17 protein-coding genes are annotated in these 15943 nt (G+C 66.8%); 10 read left to right on the top strand and 7 right to left on the bottom strand.

Annotation, left to right across the window (positions count from 1 at the left end; genetic code table 11):
* Positions 1 to 10 precede the first annotated feature (10 nt).
* Both ACO6D5_RS26870 and ACO6D5_RS26875 read right to left on the bottom strand, forming a co-directional pair.
* Positions 11 to 520 (bottom strand): DUF1993 domain-containing protein, encoded by a 510-nt coding sequence (locus tag ACO6D5_RS26870; RefSeq protein WP_485827067.1) that lies wholly within the window; start codon positions 518 to 520, stop codon positions 11 to 13.
* Positions 521 to 607: 87 nt separating this feature from the next.
* Positions 608 to 2056 carry an HD domain-containing phosphohydrolase gene (locus tag ACO6D5_RS26875; RefSeq protein WP_485827068.1) on the bottom strand — a complete coding sequence of 483 codons (1449 nt, stop codon included), beginning with the start codon at positions 2054 to 2056 and terminating at the stop codon, positions 608 to 610.
* Between the two features lie 182 nt (positions 2057 to 2238).
* Between ACO6D5_RS26875 and ACO6D5_RS26880 the strand changes: the two genes are divergently transcribed.
* The 4 genes from ACO6D5_RS26880 (at position 2239) to ACO6D5_RS26895 (ending at position 5781) form a co-directional block, all read left to right on the top strand.
* Positions 2239 to 2997, top strand: a complete 759-nt coding sequence (locus ACO6D5_RS26880) for an alpha/beta fold hydrolase (protein ID WP_485827069.1) — start codon at positions 2239 to 2241, stop codon at positions 2995 to 2997.
* Between the two features lie 175 nt (positions 2998 to 3172).
* Positions 3173 to 4048, top strand: coding sequence for a DUF1932 domain-containing protein (locus tag ACO6D5_RS26885; RefSeq protein ID WP_315528900.1), 876 nt, complete (start codon positions 3173 to 3175; stop codon positions 4046 to 4048).
* 59 nt (positions 4049 to 4107) lie between these two features.
* A complete protein-coding gene (locus ACO6D5_RS26890; RefSeq protein WP_315528898.1) occupies positions 4108 to 5073 on the top strand; it encodes a tripartite tricarboxylate transporter substrate-binding protein in 966 nt (321 codons plus the stop codon).
* A gap of 39 nt (positions 5074 to 5112) precedes the next feature.
* Positions 5113 to 5781, top strand: coding sequence for an RraA family protein (locus ACO6D5_RS26895; protein WP_315528897.1), 669 nt, complete (start codon positions 5113 to 5115; stop codon positions 5779 to 5781).
* 15 nt (positions 5782 to 5796) lie between these two features.
* Here the strand turns inward: ACO6D5_RS26895 and ACO6D5_RS26900 are convergent, their stop codons facing one another.
* The 3 genes from ACO6D5_RS26900 to ACO6D5_RS26910 all read right to left on the bottom strand — a co-directional run bounded on the left by ACO6D5_RS26900 (position 5797) and on the right by ACO6D5_RS26910 (position 7952).
* Positions 5797 to 6159 carry a hypothetical protein gene (locus ACO6D5_RS26900; RefSeq protein ID WP_485827070.1) on the bottom strand — a complete coding sequence of 121 codons (363 nt, stop codon included), beginning with the start codon at positions 6157 to 6159 and terminating at the stop codon, positions 5797 to 5799.
* A gap of 40 nt (positions 6160 to 6199) precedes the next feature.
* The gene (locus ACO6D5_RS26905; RefSeq protein ID WP_315528893.1) at positions 6200 to 6874 is read right to left on the bottom strand and encodes an FCD domain-containing protein; all 675 of its coding nucleotides are present in this window, start codon (positions 6872 to 6874) and stop codon (positions 6200 to 6202) included.
* Positions 6875 to 6938: 64 nt separating this feature from the next.
* Positions 6939 to 7952, bottom strand: a complete 1014-nt coding sequence (locus ACO6D5_RS26910; RefSeq protein ID WP_485827071.1) for a helix-turn-helix transcriptional regulator — start codon at positions 7950 to 7952, stop codon at positions 6939 to 6941.
* Positions 7953 to 8173: 221 nt separating this feature from the next.
* Between ACO6D5_RS26910 and ACO6D5_RS26915 the strand changes: the two genes are divergently transcribed.
* Both ACO6D5_RS26915 and ACO6D5_RS26920 read left to right on the top strand, forming a co-directional pair.
* Positions 8174 to 10267 (top strand): TonB-dependent receptor domain-containing protein, encoded by a 2094-nt coding sequence (locus tag ACO6D5_RS26915; RefSeq protein ID WP_485827072.1) that lies wholly within the window; start codon positions 8174 to 8176, stop codon positions 10265 to 10267.
* Entirely contained in the window at positions 10240 to 11157 is a 918-nt protein-coding gene (locus tag ACO6D5_RS26920; protein ID WP_485827073.1) for an alpha/beta hydrolase, read from the top strand. Before ACO6D5_RS26915 ends, ACO6D5_RS26920 begins: the two co-directional genes overlap by 28 nt.
* Before the next feature lie 35 nt (positions 11158 to 11192).
* Here ACO6D5_RS26920 and ACO6D5_RS26925 read toward each other — a convergent pair whose 3' ends face one another.
* Complete coding sequence (locus ACO6D5_RS26925; protein ID WP_485827074.1) at positions 11193 to 12545, bottom strand: ATP-binding protein; 1353 nt, start codon at positions 12543 to 12545, stop codon at positions 11193 to 11195.
* The gene (locus ACO6D5_RS26930; RefSeq protein WP_088589432.1) at positions 12542 to 13210 is read right to left on the bottom strand and encodes a response regulator transcription factor; all 669 of its coding nucleotides are present in this window, start codon (positions 13208 to 13210) and stop codon (positions 12542 to 12544) included. Before ACO6D5_RS26930 ends, ACO6D5_RS26925 begins: the two co-directional genes overlap by 4 nt.
* A 131-nt stretch (positions 13211 to 13341) precedes the next feature.
* On the opposite strand from ACO6D5_RS26930, the gene ACO6D5_RS26935 reads away from it, so the two are divergent.
* From ACO6D5_RS26935 to ACO6D5_RS26950, 4 genes are all read left to right on the top strand, one after another.
* Entirely contained in the window at positions 13342 to 14106 is a 765-nt protein-coding gene (locus ACO6D5_RS26935; protein ID WP_315528882.1) for a MipA/OmpV family protein, read from the top strand.
* A gap of 102 nt (positions 14107 to 14208) precedes the next feature.
* Complete coding sequence (locus ACO6D5_RS26940; protein WP_485827075.1) at positions 14209 to 15201, top strand: Dyp-type peroxidase; 993 nt, start codon at positions 14209 to 14211, stop codon at positions 15199 to 15201.
* Between the two features lie 293 nt (positions 15202 to 15494).
* The gene (locus ACO6D5_RS26945; RefSeq protein ID WP_315528878.1) at positions 15495 to 15689 is read left to right on the top strand and encodes a hypothetical protein; all 195 of its coding nucleotides are present in this window, start codon (positions 15495 to 15497) and stop codon (positions 15687 to 15689) included.
* A gap of 45 nt (positions 15690 to 15734) precedes the next feature.
* Positions 15735 to 15926 (top strand): hypothetical protein, encoded by a 192-nt coding sequence (locus ACO6D5_RS26950; RefSeq protein ID WP_485827076.1) that lies wholly within the window; start codon positions 15735 to 15737, stop codon positions 15924 to 15926.
* Positions 15927 to 15943 lie beyond the last annotated feature (17 nt).

A 15943-nucleotide genomic window follows, 5' to 3' on the forward strand; every position in this document is an offset into this window, starting at 1 on the left:
TTATGCGGCATCAATACGCGCCCATGTAGTCGCGCTTGCCGACTTCGATGCCGTTGTGGCGCAGGATCGCGTAGGACGTCGTCACATGGAAGAAGAACTGCGGCAGGCCGTAGTGCAGCAGGTAGGCGCTGCCTGACAGCTTCTTCTCTTTCGGCGTGCCCGGGCGCAGCACGATTTCCAGGGACGCGCTTTGCTCGAACTGTTCCGGTTTGAAAGAACCGACATGCGCCAGGGTCTTGGCGATCAGGGCCTGCAGTTCGGCGAAGGTGGGTTCACAGTCGGGCCAGGACGGCACTTCCGCGCCAGCCAGGCGGGACGCGATGCCCTTGGCGAAATCGGCGGCGATCTGCACCTGGCGCGACAGCGGGAACATGTCCGGGAACAGGCGGGCGCCCAGGTAGGCGGACGGGTCGATGTTCTTGTCGATGGCGTGGGCTTCGGCCTTCTTCAGCACGTCCGACAGCGCGGACAGCATTTGCTTGATGACAGGAACGGAAGCGTCGTACATGGGGGTGGTCATGAGGGGGCTCGCAAAATGAGTGAGGCGGGCGCGGGGACCCCGCGCGGCTGGCCCAAGACTACCAGCAATTGGCGACAGGATGGCGGCTTACAGGATCCCCGCGGTCAGGGCCTTCAGGGTAGCGGCGACGCGGGTCGAGCACTCCAGCTTGCGGAACACGCTTTCCACGTGGGTGCGCACCGTGCTGGGGCTGATGTTCAAGGCCCGGGCGGCCTCCTTGTTGCTGGCGCCCAGGCTGATCTGCCGCAGGACTTCCAGCTCGCGTTGCGACAGCGTGCTGGTCGCGCGCCGCGCCGCTGGGATGCCGCCGGAGGCGGCGGTGATGGCGGCGGCGGCCACTTCTGCGTCGAAGCGGCCGGCGTCGGCCTCCTCGCGCAGGATGCGGGCGGCTTCCTGCAAGGAATAGGCGGGCCGCCAGGGGCGGTCTTCCAGCAGCGCCTGCAGCGCCACAGCCGTGGACAACACGCGTTGCGCAGGGCTTAGCGCCGACCCGGACGCGCCTCGGAAGTAGCCGCTGCCGTCAAGCCGTTCGTAGGCGTATGAAGCCAGTTCTGCCGCTTCGCTCAGACCCTGGATCTGACGGGCGGCACGGGCGGTCCAATAGGGCATCAACCGGACTTGTTCCCACTGGTCGGAAGACAGCTTGCCGGGCGTGTTCCACAAGCGGTTCGGCAAGGCGGCGCGGCCGATGCCGTGCACCAGCGCGGCCGCCTGCAACGATGCCTGCGCTGCCTGGCCCATGCCCAGCAGCGCGCCGCAGCGGGCGGCCAGCTGGGCGACCCGGCGGGAATAGCCTGCCAGCCAGGGCAGCTTGAGTTCGGCCACGTCCGCCAGTAGCGTCAGGTCGGCGGCGGGCGCATCGAGCGCGGCACCAGCCAGCGCCCATTCGGCGCCTGTTGGCGGGTGGGCGTCGATGTCGTCAAGCCAGGCGTGGCCATGGCGGATCGCCAGTTCCGCGACGGCGGCGGGATATTTGGCACCGGCCTGCGTGCGCAGGTAGTCCATCGCGCTGTCGCGGCCATGCGCGCGGCTGAGGATCTCCAGGTCGCTTGCCGCATTCACGTAAAACACGACGGCGGGGATGGCGTCGCCCGCCACGCCCTGCGGCATGCCCTTGCCGTCATGCCGTTCGAAGGCATGGCGCAGGCCTGCCACCACGTTGTCGGGCATGCCCAGGTTGACGGCCACGTCGCCCGAGATTTCGCAATGGATCAGCGCCAGCGGCACGATCAGCGATTGCGTGCGCGGGTCCAGCGGCGGCAGCGTCTGCGCCATCATGGCCTCGCGCGAGGCGACATCGTCGCCCAGCAGGTCGGCAAAGCCGCTGGCGTTGGCGGTGCAGCCCGACCAGCGCAGCAGCGCCACCGCACGCGCATGGTTCTGGGCGGCATCGCCGGCGCCGTGGGCCGCGGCAAGCTTGCCGGCCAGGCACGCCGTGCGGCGCGAATGGTCGGTGGCGCGCCCCATGCTCAGGTCGCCGACAAAGGCCATGGCCAGCACGGCATCGGTGAGTTCCATCGTACTGGGGGCGGTCATCGGGGCGGGGCGGTCGAGGGGGAGAGGGACGAGCGGGTTGCAAGGCTGACCGGGGGTTGATCGCGGGCTTATCGCGGGCTTATCGGTTAATCAACCGATACCGGCCTGGCGGGCGGTTGACGACACTGGAACCCAGCAAGCGCAACACCGTCGCTTGGCACCCAACCTCAAGGAAATTCAGTATGAAACGCCATATTATCGCAGCCTCATTGCTGGCAGCCGGCTTGTTCGCGGGCCCGGTTTCGCAGGCTTTTTCGGCCCAGCCTTCCGTCGTGATCGTGCACGGCGCCTTCGCCGACGGCTCCGATTGGGCGAAGGTGATCGCCTTGCTGCAAGACAAGGGCGTGCAGGTCCAGGCGGTGCAGAACCCGCTGGATTCGCTGGCCGGCGACGTGGCCGCGGCCAATCGCGCCATCGACAATCAACCCGGCAAAGTGGTGCTGGTCGGCCATTCGTGGGGCGGCGTGGTGATTACCGAGGCGGGCAAGCACGAGAAGGTCGCCAACCTGGTCTACGTGGCGGCGTTTGCGCCGGATGCGGGTCAGTCGGTGGCGTCGATGACCCAGGGTGAGCCCAAGGCGCCGGGCACGGACAGCATCGCCGCCGACAGCCATGGCTGGCTGAGCATGCCGCCCCAGGGCATCGCGCGGGACTTCGCGCAGGACGTGCCCGCCGCGCAGGCGCGCGTGATGGCGGCCACGCAAGGGCCGATCAAGGCGACGGCTTTCGGAGAGGCGGTGTCGTCCGCGGCCTGGAAGACGAAGCCGTCGTGGTTCATCGTGGCCGAAAACGACCGCATGATCCTGCCCGCGTTGCAGCGCACGATGGCCGCGCAGATCGGCGCGAAAGTGACGGCCCTGCCGTCCAGCCATGTGCCGCAGCAGTCGCGCCCCGCCGATGTGGCCCGCGTGATCCTGGATGCGGTCGCCAGTGTGAAATAAGGCGTACTCCGCCCGCCCGGCAGATGGCGCAGCGCCGGGCGGTTCGGGCGCTCAATGTTCCTGAAATGTACTTTTTATGTTCTGAGTAGGTCTGAAATACTCGGGTTATCACTAATGATTAGTCGCCTTTCAGTCGGGCTATAACCATGTTTGTATTTTTTTTGTATTTATGAACATGAAAATTGCACTGATTGGTTGTGGTGAAGTGGGTGACTGCTATGCAAAGGCGTGGGTGGCCGGCGGGCATTCGATCGTCGGCATCTGCGAGTTGCGCCAAGACGCCGAGATGCAGGCGCGCGCGGCCTCCTACGGCAGCCCGTTGCATGGCGAACCGGGCTCGTGGCTGGCGCAAGCCGACATCGTGGTGTCGGCGGTCTTCGGCCATGCGGCGCTGAAAGTCGCCACGCAGGCGCTGCCGCACTTGCGCGACGACGCGTCCTACGCCGACTTCACGACCGCAAGCGCCGCCGACATGCGCGCCGCGGCCGACATCGCCGCGCAGCGCGGCGTGCCTTTCACCGATGTCGCAATCATGGGCGCCATTGCGCTGCTGGGCGCACGCACCCCGCTGCTGTGCGCCGGCACGGGCGCACCCGCCGTCGCGGCCTTCACGCTGGGCGCCGGGGCGCCCGCGCAGGCGATCGACGGCCAGGCGGGCGACGCGGTCCGTCTGAAGCTGTTGCGCAGCATCCTGACCAAGGGCATGGAAAGCCTGGCCGTCGAATGCCTGGTCGCCGCCGAAAGCATGGGCTTGCGCGCTTCCCTCTATGAAGTCCTGTCCGATATGGACCGGACGCCGTTGACGACGTTCGTCGATTCCTTCGTCCGTTCGCATGTGCTGCACGCGCCGCGCCGCCTGGCCGAGGTGCGCGAAGCACGCGAGCAATTGGTCGAGGCCGGCTTGCAGCCGCTGGTGCTGGACGGCGTCGAACGGCTCTTCGCGCGCACCGCCAAGGGCATCGAAGCGGCGCGCGAAGCCGGTTCGTTCAACGTGCCCGACTCCGTGGCGGACCGCCTGGCATGGCTGACGCCCCTGGCGCGCCAATCCTGAATCGCGGCAATAGGCCCCTCAGAGGGCCGTGCAATTCCCAAACATCAGTGAGGAAGACAATGAAATCCCTGAAGACTGTGCTGGCAGCGACGCTGCTGGCCTCATGCGCCGCGGCCAGCGCGGCGGATATGGGCTCGGCGCCCATCACGCTGATCTCCCCGTTTCCCCCGGGCGGCGGAACCGACACCCTGACCCGCATGATCGGGTCGGCCATCGCGCAGGACACAGGCTGGAACATCGTGGTCGAGAACAAGCCGGGCGCGGGCGGCAACCTGGCGCTGGACGCCACCGCGCGCGCCAAACCCGACGGCCACACGCTGGTCATGGCGCAGACGGACAACATCGTGCTGAACCCGTGGCTGTACAACAAGCTCAGCTACGACACCTTCAAGGACTTCAAGCCGGTGGGCCTGGTGGCCTCGTCGCCCAGCGTGTTCGTCGTGGTGCCGGAGTCTCCCTATAAGACGCTGGACGACGTGGTCAAGGCCGCCAAGGCGCGCCCGGGCCAGGTGTCGCTGGGCATTCCCGGCATCGGCGGCAGCGGCGACCTGATCGGCCACCTGTGGCGCAAGGCGGCGGGCATGGAACTGATGCACGTGCCGTACCGCGGCTGGTCGCAGGCGTTCCCGGATCTGGCCAGCGGCCGCATCGACCTCTACACCGGTTCCGTGGCATCCCTGCTGCCGCAGATCCGCGGCGGCAAGGTCCGCGCGCTGGCCGTGGTGGCCGACGAGCGTTCGCCGGCGCTGCCGGACGTGCCGACCTTCGCGGAAAGCGGTTTCAAGACCATCAACCAGACGATCTGGTGGGGACTGATGGCGCCTGGCAAGACGCCGGACGACGTGGTCGCCACGCTGAATCAGGCGCTGAACAAATCCCAGGCGCAGCCGGATGTCGTGAAGAAGCTTGAAGACTCGGGCTACAGCGTCATGACGGGCACGCCGGCGGATCTGGGCAAGCGCCATCGCGCCGACCACGACATCTTCGGCAAGGTCGTGCAGGAAGCCGGCATCCCGAAACAATGATCTTGCGAGATCCACAGACGAAGCACCAGGAGAGCCCCAATGATCGGTTTTGAGATTCACCCGCGCAAGCGCGCGGTCGCGAGCGAGTTCGTCGAGAAGTTCCGCCGCGTTCCCGTGGCCAACATCAGCGACTGCATGTCGCGCATGACGGCCGGCGGCGCTCGCTTGCGGCCCATGCATGACGGCCATCCGCTGGCCGGCCCCGCGCTGACGGTGCGCACGCGCCCCGGCGACAACCTGCTGGTGCACAAGGCGCTGGAACTGGCGCAGCCGGGCGATGTGGTAGTGGTGGACGCCGGCGGCGACCTCACCAACGCCATCATCGGCGAGATCATGACGACCTACGCGCAAAAGCGCGGCCTGGCCGGTATCGTGATCAACGGCGCGATCCGCGACGCCGGCGCCATCCGCCGCGGCGCGTTTCCGGTGTATGCCGCCGGCGTGACGCACCGTGGACCCTACAAGGACGGCCCGGGCGAGATCAATGGCGTCATCGCGCTGGACGGCATGACGATCGAACCGGGCGACCTGATCCTGGGCGACGAGGACGGCCTGCTGTCCTTGCCCTACGACCAGGTGCCCGCGCTGTATGAGGCCGCGTCGGCCAAGCATGCGGTTGAAGAAGAGATGCTGGCACAGATCGCCGCCGGCACGCTCGATACGTCGTGGATCGATGCGCGGCTGAAGGCGCAGGGCTGGAAGCCCTGATCAAACCCTTGGCAATCAGCCGCGGGCGATGCCCAGGCGGCGCAGGATCCGGTCTTTGACTGCGCCGCCATATGCCCATGACAGCACCGCCAGCACCAGCATCGCCACCGTGAAGTAGGCGCGCGCGGCCATTGGCACCGGATTCAGTTCGGCGATGGTGCGCATCGGTTCATAGGACGTGAAGTCGCTGGCCGCCAGCACGCTGAACATCAGCGCCAGCACCGGCCCGGTGAAATGCGGCCTTTCGCCCCGCGTCGCCTTGTCGGCGTTGAATGACCAGCGCAAGAGCTGCGCCAGGTGCACGGCTACCGTGACCAGCGGAATGACGACAGCCAGCAGCAGGACGAAAAGGGCGACAAGGATCTGGGGCGAATACATGAAAGCGAATAAAGAGAAAGACTGATACCCGTGTCCGGCGTCACGCGGCTGGCGCATCGACCGCATCGGCCGGCGGCTTGCGCTGGCTGCGGAAAAGCAGGTGGGTCGTGGTCAGGTGAAAACGCATGGCGATGTCCGCGCATCCCGGATCGCGGGCGCGCAACGCGGCGATGATCTGGCGATGGTGCTCGACACTGCGCAGCATGTCGTCGTGGGTGTAGAAGTAGAACGAGCCGATGATGATCGGCATGTCCAGTAGGTTCTCCACCATCGTCCGCACCCGCGCGGATTGCGCCGCATCCAGCAGGGCATGGTGGAACAGGTTGTTGCAGTGCTGGACCCGCGCCACACGGTCGGTGTCGTCGGAAAGAATGGCGTCCAGCATGCGCTGGTTGATCTGTTCCAGGTGGTCGATCTGTTCAGGCGTGGCGCGCTCAGCAGCGCTGCGCGCGGCATAGGGTTCAAGCAGCAGGCGCAGTTCGAACGCCTCGTTGATGTCGCGGTCCACCCAACCCAGCACCACCGCGCCACGGTGGCCTTCGCGCTTGACCAGGCCGTCGGTGATCAGCCGGTCGATCGCGCTGCGCACCGGCGTGCGGCTGACGGAAAGCTCGGCCGCGATATGCTCTTCGCGCAACCGCTCGCCAGGCAGGAACACGCCGGACATCAGCCGTCGGCGGAGTTCCCCATAGACTAGGTCGCGGGCGCTGGTCATGGTGGCGCAGGATTCCTGAGGGCGCGAAAGAGATCCAGACTATACCCGAAGGGGGTAGGCGGAATCACCCATGCATCCGCACGTCGCGGGGCGATACGCCGAACAGGCGCTTGAAAGCAGTGGCGAAATTCGCCGCGCTGGAATAGCCCGCCAGCGCGGCGGCCTGGGCCACGCTGATGCCCTGGCCGAGCAGCGCGCGCTGGGCGGCTCTCAGCCGCTGTTCCCGCAGGTATTCGACGGCGGACGATCCGGTCAACGCCTGGAAGCCTTGCTGCAGCGCCCGCACGCCCAGGCCCGTTTGCGCGGTCAGGTCGGCCAGGCTGCAAGGGCCGGTCAGGGTGCCGGCATCGATGCGGGCGCGCAACTCCAGCAGGCGCTTGGCGTGGCGCGTATCGATGCGGCTGGCGGGCGTGCTGGCTGCGTCGCCCGCGGCGGCAAGCGCCACATGACGGAGCCCTTCGCCCAGCAATGCCAGGCAGCGGGATTCCAGCATCAGCCGGTCCACGCCGTCCTCATGGGCCGGAGGGCGCGCGATCCGTTGCGCCAGCGTGACGCCGCGCGGGGTGAGGGGCCACGCGTGCAGGGCCAGATGGGTTTGCAGGAAGGCCTGGATGGCCAAGGTGTCGACGGGGCCGGGGGCCGACCCGTCGGAGATCAGGCCGCCGTCCTGCAGCCATTGCGGCGCCACCGTCAGCGTGATGGAGCGTTCGCGGTGGTTGCGCGCGGCCCGGCGCATGAAGCTGGCCGGCCCGGTCAGCATCAGCAGGCGTGCCTGCAGGCCTTCACCCGGCGCCGGCCCTTTCAAGTGCAGGTGGTGATGGCCGAATTCGAGTTCGACGTCGCCTTGCTCCAGCACGATCAGTTTCAGGCCGGGCGTGAGCGTGGAGCGCACCACGTTATCGCCGCAGTCCCGCACGTCCGCACGCCGCAACATCAGGCCGGGCCGCATCGTCAATATCTGGAAGCTTCCTTCCAGCGGCGTCTTGGCCCCCGCGCCGTGGCGGGATTCGATGTCGTGCGATCCGCCCAGATGCGTCCCCGCCGCCCGCAATTGGGCGGATGAGATCCCGCCCGCCATATCCGCCCGTTTTCGCGGCCCCGCCATCCCTGCTCCAAAAGAAAAATGCCCCCCAAGCCGCGCACGCGGTGCGTGCCTGCTGCCCCTGAAGGGGGTTGGGACGGCCCGACGACAAAAAAACCCTCTCGCAAAGCATCTAGTGCGTTGCGCAAACATGCCGGCCTGATTTCCGTGGAATCATGGGCACGTTTTCCCAAATGACCATGAGAATCAGTACCATTATGACCCAAAGTCCCGCCGTCTTCGTCCTCCGCCGGCCCTGGATGATGATGGCCCTGGCCTGCGCCGGGATCGCTGGCGCTGCCCAGGCGCAGGCTGCCGAGCTGTCGGGCGAGGCCGCCCCAAGCCCCGTGCAATCCCTTGCCCCTGTGGTGGTGACCGCCAGCGGCTACGACCAGTCCATTGCCGACGCGCCCGCCAGCATCACCGTATTGACGCACGAGGAACTGGCCCGGCAGCCCTTCAATACCCTGCAAGATGCGCTGCGCAATGTCGAAGGCGTCAGCATCGTCGGGGCCAATGCCAACAAGCAGGACATTTCCATCCGCGGCATGCCGGGCAAGTACACGCTGATCCTGGTGGACGGCAAGCGCCAGGGGACGCGTGAAATGCTGAACCGCGAAGAACTGGGCATGGTGCAGGCCAGCCAGATCCCGCCGCTGGCCGCCATCGAGCGGATCGAAGTCGTGCGCGGGCCGATGTCGTCGCTGTACGGCTCCGATGCCATCGGCGGGGTGGTCAACATCATCACGCGCAAGGTGCCGCAGGCCTGGACGGGCTCGATCAACCTGGGCGCCACCCTGCAGCAGCATAGCGAACTGGGCAACAGCCGGCAGGCGGATTTCTACCTGGCCGGTCCCATCAAGGAAGAGAAGCTGGGGCTGCAGCTGTTCGGCAAGTCCAATCAGCGCACCGAAGCCGACGTGGTGGACGGGTCCTATGGCATCCGGGACCGCGGCCTGACGGCGCGCCTGACGCTGACGCCCACGAAAGACCAGGATATCCAGCTGGAAGCGGGGCAGGACGAATACAACCGCTATGGCACGGTGGGCAAGTCGCTGGCGGCGACCGAGACGGGCGACTATCGCTTGAAGAACCGGCATACGCACTATTCGATCTCCCATGAAGGGCGCTGGGATTTCGGCACGACCAACGTCTCGTTGCAGCGTGAAGAAGGCAAGGCCAGCAACACGATCGGAGACAAGGACACCACGTCGTACCCGGACACGCGCCTGGTCAACACCACGCTGGACGCGACGTTGACGCTGCCGTTGCCAGACAACATGCTGAAGGTGGGCGGACAGTACATCGACACGCGCCTGTACGGCACCGACAAGGAGGCCGCGTCCACCACGGCCCGCAATACCGTTTCCGGGCTGAGCACGCGATCCTGGGCCTTGTTCGGCGAGGACGAGTGGGCCGTCACCGACAACCTGTCGCTGACCGGCGGCGTGCGGCTGGACGACCACGAGCGCTACGGCCAGCACTGGAGCCCGCGCGGTTACGCGGTCTACCACCTGTCGCAAGCCTGGACGCTCAAAGGCGGCGTGTCTCGCGCCTTCCGCGCGCCTGAATTGCGCCAGAGTTCGGCGGACTACATCCAGGCGACCGGCGGTGCGGTCGGGGCGCCGCGCGGTAGCATCGCCGGCAATCCCGACCTGAAGCCCGAGACCAGCACCACCACCGAAATCGGCCTGCACTACCAGGGCGACGACCGGGTCGCCGCGGGCGTCACGCTGTTCAACAACGAGTTCAAGAACAAGATCTACAGCCAATGCGTCACCGGATGCGCGGGCGCGTCGGGCGCGACCTACGAATGGGGCAACATCGGGCGCGCCACGCTGCGCGGCGTCGAGACCAGCCTGACCTTGCCGCTGTCGCGCACGGTGACGCTGACGGGCAACTACACCTACACGCAATCCAAGCGCAAATCCGACGACGAAGTCGCGTATGACGGCACGTCGCTGCAAGGGCAACCGCTGGATCGCACGCCGCGCCATGTGCTGAACCTGCGCGCGGACTGGCGGACGACGGATGCGTTGTCGCTGTATGCGTCTGCGAACGTGCAAAGCGAGCAGTACTGGGCGAACTACCGCAACGTGTCGACGACGACGCGCCGCCGCCCCGGCGCCACCACGTTCGACCTGGGCGGCAGCTACGAGCTGAACAAGCACGTCACCTTCCGCCTGGCGATGATGAACCTGACCGACAAGCGCGTGCCGGTGGACTACCGCAGCCGCACGACCGGTCTGGATGGAAACTGGCAAGTCGATGAGGGTCGCCGGCTATGGCTGAACACATCCGTTTCGTTCTGACGGGGGCCGTCTTGGCCCTCGGCGTGGCCGTATCCGCGTCTGCGGATGCGCAACCCGGGCACGCCCGGCCCATGGCGGCGCAGCCGCCGGAATTGGCGATCGGCGTGCCGGCCGCGCAGGTGCAGCGCTTCGTGCTGGCCGCGCCGGACGGGGGGCCGGAGTATCGCGTGTCGGTCTGGGCGCCACCCGACGGGAAGCCGCCGGCGGCGGGCTATCCGGTGGTCTACATGCTGGACGGCAACGCGGTGTTTGAAAGCTTGGCGCGGACGGCGTCCGCCTTGCCGCCGGGGGAGTCGCTGCAAGCGGTGGTGGTGGGCATCGGCTATGACGATGCCGAGCGCTTCAATGTGACGGCCCGCTCCTACGATTACACGCCGCCTTCGCCGGGCGCGGAGGCGCCTCGCGGTTCGCCGCGCGACCCGGATGCGCAAGGCTGGGCGCAGCCGGGCGGCGGCGCCGACCGGTTTCTGGGCATCCTGCAGCAGCGCATCCAGCCGCTGGTGGAACGGCGCTATCGCATCGATGCCGCCAACCGCACGCTGTACGGGCATTCCTATGGCGGCTTGTTTGCGCTGCACGTGGCACTGAGCCGGCCCCAGGCATTCCGGCATTACGTGGCGGCCAGCCCGTCAATCTGGTGGAATGGCCGCTTCATCCTGCAATCGCTGGCGCATCCGGCCGCCGTTCCTGACGTGGACGTCGATGTGACGGTGATGGCCGGCGCGGAAGCACAAGGCCGCAGTGACTTGCCGGACAGCCCGGAAAGCGTCGTCCGCGCGCTGGGCGATATCCCGCATGTGCGGGCCAGCCTGCGGGTATTTCCGGGCCTTGGCCACGGCGAGATGCTGCCGGCGTCATTGGCCGCGACGCTGCGCGGATACGTGCGGTAGCGCTGGGCGGCCTGCGCGTTGCGCCAGCCCCGCTTTCAGACGCTGGCAGGAAACGTGACGGTGATGCCTACGCCTCGGCCGTCCAGCCCTGGCCCCCACTCAATCCGCGCGCCATGCCTGGTGGCGATCTGCGCCACCAGCGACAAGCCGATGCCGCTGCCGCGTTCGACCGAGCCGGCCTTGCGGTAGAAGCGGTCGAATACGCGTTCGCGTTCGGCGGGCGGGATGCCCGGCCCGTTGTCGGCCACGGATAACTGCGCACCGCCGTCGGGCAGCGAAACGCAGGACACGGCCACGCGGCCGCCCTCGGGCGTGTAGCGCAGGGCATTGTCCAGCAAGTTGCGCAGCAGCACGCCCAGCGCGTCGACGCCGCCATGCACGGATGCGGGCCGGGCATCCAGGCTGATGCGCTGTTGCTTGCGGTGGGCAAGCGCCTCGTTATCGCGCACGATCATTTCCGCCAACCGGTCCAGCGCGACGGATTCGGCGGGGCCTTCGCTTTGCGCCTCGGTGCGTGCCTGGTCCAGCAATTGCTCGGCCAGGCGGGTGGTGCGCGTGGCGACGTCGCGCAGCTTGTCCACCGCTTGGTCGCGCGCCTGCTGGGTGTCGCTGCGCACGGCCAACTCCGCGTAGGCGCTCAAGGCTGCGAGCGGCGTGCGCAGTTCGTGCGCCGCATCGGCCAGGAAGCGCCGCTCCCGGTCCAGCGAGGCCGACAGACGTTCCAGCAGACTGTTGATGGACTGGATGAACGGTTGCAGTTCGCCCGGCATGCCCGAGGTCGGCAAGGGGGCCAAGTCCATGGCCGGGCGGCTCAGGATGGCGTCGCGCGCGCGGTCGACCGGGCGGAAGGCCCGGCGCATGACCAGCCACGTCATTCCGGTCAAGATCAGGAAAAGCACGCTCAGGAACGCGAGGCCGTTACGCATGCGCTCGGTCGTTTCCTTGCGCAGTTGCGCTTCAGATTTGGCGAACTGGACCTGTATGCGGCCGTCCCTGTCCGCCACCGCGTAGGCGCGCCAGCGTTCTCCCCGCAGCGTGACGTCCTGGAAGCCATTCTGAAAATCGCTGATCAACGGCTCATCAGGCGCCCACGGCGATTGCACGAGCAGCCGCTTGTCGGCCAGCGACCAGACCTGGAAGTTGAAGGACTCTCCGTCGAAGCGGTTGGAGTTGGGGAGTTCGAATCGGTCTTCACTGGAAGGCGCTGCCCGCAGCAGGCTGGCGGGCAAGGACAGCAGCGCCTTCTGGGCAGCGTCGCGCATGTCCCGGTCCAGCATGCCGGTTTCGGCGCGCGTCTGCTCGTTGTAGATCAAGGCGAACACCGTCAGCCACGTCGCAAGCATGGCAAGCAGCAAGGTGACCGCGACTTGTCTGCGCAGCGTCTTCATGGCGGACCGTCCTGCACGATGCGGTACCCCAGGCCGTGCTGGGTTTCGATCAACCCGTCACCCAGCTTGCGCCGCAACTGGTGGATGTACACGGCCACGGTATTGCTTTCGATGGTGCCGCTGCTGCCGTAGACGGCGACTTCCAGCTGATCGCGGCTGACGGTGTTGCCCATGCGTTGCATCAGCGCCAGCAGCGTGTGGTATTCGTGGGCGCTCAGACTCACTTCGCTGCCGTCCTGCGTCACGGTGCGGCGCGCGGGTTCCAGCACGACGTTGCGGCAACGCAGCGCCGACACCACGCTGTTGCTGCTGCGGCGGAGCACGGCGCGCATCCGGGCCAGCAGCTCGTCCAGCTGGAAGGGCTTGACCAGGTAGTCGTCGGCGCCGGCGTCCAGCCCCTGGATGCGGTCGCTCAAACGGTCGCGGGCGGTGATGATCAGCACGGGCGTTGTGTCGAAGCGGGCGCGCAGCGCCTTGAGCACTGTCAGGCCGCTGCCGTCGGGCAAGCCCAGGTCCAGCAGGACGGCTTGATAACCGTGGTCCACCAGCGCCAGGTGCGCTTGGGGCATGTCGCGCGCCCAGTCGACGTCGGCGCCGTCTTGAATCAGGCCCGCGCGCAAGGCATCGCCAAGCATGGGGTCGTCTTCTACCAGCAGGATACGCAAGCAAGCTCCAGGGCCGTCTCCGGCAGTGCCGCCGGAGCCTTAAAGAATTATTAAAAGATGCTCAGGACAATGCAGGCCAAGCCCGGGGGCGGTTGCCCACGGCCACTGTCATAGAACGGAAGGAAGCCCTGATGCGGATGGGTATATTAGCAAGAGGCGTCTTCGCGGGCGCGGTTTTCAGTGCGGCTGGCGCCGCCTATGCGCAAAGCACGAACTTCATCGGATTGGGGGTCGGAGCGGTCCCTGTTTATGAGGGTTCCCGCGAGTACCGGGCGCTGCCGGTTCCGCTGATCAACTATCAATCAGGCAATTTCTTCATCACGCCGCGCATGGGCTTGCCGGCGATGGGACTGAAGACGTCGCTGGCCTCCGACCTGGACGCGGGCGTTTTCGTGGGAATGAGCCTGGGGCGCAAGGCCGATGACGCCGATCGCTTGAAGGGGCTGGACGATATCAAGTTCCACGGCGCCTACGGCGCCTATGTGGAATGGCGGCCGGGCCGGTACTCGCTGGGGGCGGGCTACAAGCAGGCGGCGCGCAGCGGCTACGGCGGCACACTGGAGTTGCGCGCGTCCTACGCGGCGTTGATGACCGAGCAGCACACCGTGCAGGTCGGGGTCCGCACCGAATGGGCCAACAGCGACTACATGCAGACCTGGTTCGGCGTGACGCCGTCGCAGGCTGCGCGCAGCCGCGAGGGCTTGTCGACGTATTCGCCGTCTTCAGGCTTCAAGTCGGCGGGCATCTACACGACGTGGTCGTATCGCATCAATCCCAGCTGGAGCACGGTGTCCACGATCGGGGTCAATACCTTGCTGGGTGACGCGCGGGATAGCCCGTTGACGGAACGCAAGGCCAACGTGTTCGGCTCGGTGGGCGTGGCGTACCGCTTCTGACGCGCGGACGGAAAAACGGCGGCGGACCGGCGAGGGTATTCGGGCGGAGCAGATACAATTTCCGCCAGAATCTCCGTCATCACGTCCTGAGGATCCGATCCCATGCCTGACTTTCCGCCCGAACCTCAAGCCGTCCACAGCCCGCCTACGCGTCACGCGATCTTCATCGTCGCCACGCTGAACCCCGGCGCGGCCGCCGCCGAAACCGTCCGCGGCTGGTGTGCCGACGTGGCCACGCTGACGCGCACCGTCGGCACGCGTTCGCCGCAAGAGAACCTGTCCTGTGTCTGTGCGTTCGGATCTGATGCCTGGGACGCGCTGTTCGGCCAGCCGCGGCCCGCGGGCCTGCATCCTTTCCGCGTGTTCGGCGAGGGGGCGCGCGTCGCGGTGTCCACCCCCGGCGATCTGCTTCTGCACATCCGCGCGGATTCCATGGACCTTTGCTTTGAGCTGGCGACCTTGCTGGTCAACGGCCTGGGCGACGCGGTGACCGTGGTCGATGAAGTCCATGGCTTTCGCTACTTCGACCGACGCGCCATCATCGGTTTTGTCGACGGCACTGAGAATCCCGAAGGACGCGAGGCCGTCAATTTCACCGTGATCGGCGACGAAGACGCCGACTTCGCCGGCGGCAGCTATGTCCTGGTGCAGAAGTACCTGCACGACATGGCGGGATGGAATGCGCTGACCGTCGAAAACCAGGAAGGCATCATCGGCCGCCACAAACTGTCGAACGTGGAGCTGGACGACGACATCAAGCCGGCGTCTTCGCACAGCGCCTTGACCACGCTGGAAGAGAACGGCCAGGAAGTGAAGATCCTGCGCGACAACATGCCGTTCGGCCGTGCGGGCGTGGGCGAGTTCGGCACGTACTTCATCGGCTATGCGCGTTCGCCCGCCCCGATCGAACAGATGCTTGAAAACATGTTCGTCGGCCGCCCGGCGGGCAATTACGACCGCCTGCTGGACTACAGCCGCGCGGTGACGGGCAGCCTGTTCTTCGTGCCGTCCGCCGAGCTGCTGGAAGACTTGGAAACGCGCGTGGCCCGTGCAGAAGCGCCGCAGCAGGCGACGACCTCTCCTTCGATCGCTTGAATGTAGCGTCGGGTGCCGCTCCGGCACCTTGACGCTACCCGTAGATAGTCATTGATCGGCGCCAACGCTGCCTGCCGCGCGCCCCGGATGCGGGGCGGTAGTGCCCCTGTATCAGGCATCTACGACTAAAGACCGATGCGCCCATACCTGTGCGTTGCTACTGTTCTTCCGGAGCAGTTCGGCGAATTGGGCTCTGGATTTCCGTTGGCTTTGCAAGACGGCGCGAGCCGGGCGCGTGTGGCTGCTCGGCCGATGCCGGCACGGATTCCTTTGTCGGCAAGCAGGAGATACCTATGCAGAAAACCACTCAACCGGATCCATCGGACAAGGCATCGGACGTTACCGTCCAGCCCCTGACCGAGGCAGAGATCCAGCAGGTCAGCGGCGGCCTCGGGCCGAATCGCTTCCTGGGCGCGGTGGCTCGGACGCCCGCCTCGCAGCCTAGCCGCGGGGCCGCGGCGCCCGGCAAGACCATTTACGGCAGCTGACCCGGAAATCGCGGACCGCAATGGTGCGCTTGAACAGGAGTTCCAATGGAAAAGACCGAAAATCTGGCGTCTCTCGATAACGCCGCAGAAGACCAAATCCAGCCGCTGAGCGAGACCGAGGTCCAGGACGTGAGCGGGGGCGCCGGCGGCGGCAAACCCAACATCGTCCTCAAGATGTCGGGCGCTCCCGGCGCCCCGGCCGGACTTGGCACCAGTCGTCAGCCCTATTTCAAATGACCTGAGCCGGGACTGCA

This window comes from Achromobacter sp. (genome assembly GCF_057314935.1).

What these genes read in the sequence shown, in the direction of transcription:
- ACO6D5_RS26885 (WP_315528900.1), top strand. Translation starts at nt 3,173, where the DNA reads ATGAAAATTGCACTGATTGGTTGTGGTGAAGTGGGTGACTGCTATGCA.
- ACO6D5_RS26945 (WP_315528878.1), top strand. Translation starts at nt 15,495, where the DNA reads ATGCAGAAAACCACTCAACCGGATCCATCGGACAAGGCATCGGACGTT.
- ACO6D5_RS26880 (WP_485827069.1), top strand. Translation starts at nt 2,239, where the DNA reads ATGAAACGCCATATTATCGCAGCCTCATTGCTGGCAGCCGGCTTGTTC.
- ACO6D5_RS26900 (WP_485827070.1), bottom strand. Translation starts at nt 6,159, where the DNA reads ATGTATTCGCCCCAGATCCTTGTCGCCCTTTTCGTCCTGCTGCTGGCT.
- ACO6D5_RS26935 (WP_315528882.1), top strand. Translation starts at nt 13,342, where the DNA reads ATGCGGATGGGTATATTAGCAAGAGGCGTCTTCGCGGGCGCGGTTTTC.
- ACO6D5_RS26920 (WP_485827073.1), top strand. Translation starts at nt 10,240, where the DNA reads ATGGCTGAACACATCCGTTTCGTTCTGACGGGGGCCGTCTTGGCCCTC.
- ACO6D5_RS26910 (WP_485827071.1), bottom strand. Translation starts at nt 7,952, where the DNA reads ATGGCGGGCGGGATCTCATCCGCCCAATTGCGGGCGGCGGGGACGCAT.
- ACO6D5_RS26870 (WP_485827067.1), bottom strand. Translation starts at nt 520, where the DNA reads ATGACCACCCCCATGTACGACGCTTCCGTTCCTGTCATCAAGCAAATG.
- ACO6D5_RS26875 (WP_485827068.1), bottom strand. Translation starts at nt 2,056, where the DNA reads ATGACCGCCCCCAGTACGATGGAACTCACCGATGCCGTGCTGGCCATG.
- ACO6D5_RS26915 (WP_485827072.1), top strand. Translation starts at nt 8,174, where the DNA reads ATGACCCAAAGTCCCGCCGTCTTCGTCCTCCGCCGGCCCTGGATGATG.
- ACO6D5_RS26890 (WP_315528898.1), top strand. Translation starts at nt 4,108, where the DNA reads ATGAAATCCCTGAAGACTGTGCTGGCAGCGACGCTGCTGGCCTCATGC.
- ACO6D5_RS26940 (WP_485827075.1), top strand. Translation starts at nt 14,209, where the DNA reads ATGCCTGACTTTCCGCCCGAACCTCAAGCCGTCCACAGCCCGCCTACG.
- ACO6D5_RS26925 (WP_485827074.1), bottom strand. Translation starts at nt 12,545, where the DNA reads ATGAAGACGCTGCGCAGACAAGTCGCGGTCACCTTGCTGCTTGCCATG.
- ACO6D5_RS26895 (WP_315528897.1), top strand. Translation starts at nt 5,113, where the DNA reads ATGATCGGTTTTGAGATTCACCCGCGCAAGCGCGCGGTCGCGAGCGAG.
- ACO6D5_RS26950 (WP_485827076.1), top strand. Translation starts at nt 15,735, where the DNA reads ATGGAAAAGACCGAAAATCTGGCGTCTCTCGATAACGCCGCAGAAGAC.
- ACO6D5_RS26905 (WP_315528893.1), bottom strand. Translation starts at nt 6,874, where the DNA reads ATGACCAGCGCCCGCGACCTAGTCTATGGGGAACTCCGCCGACGGCTG.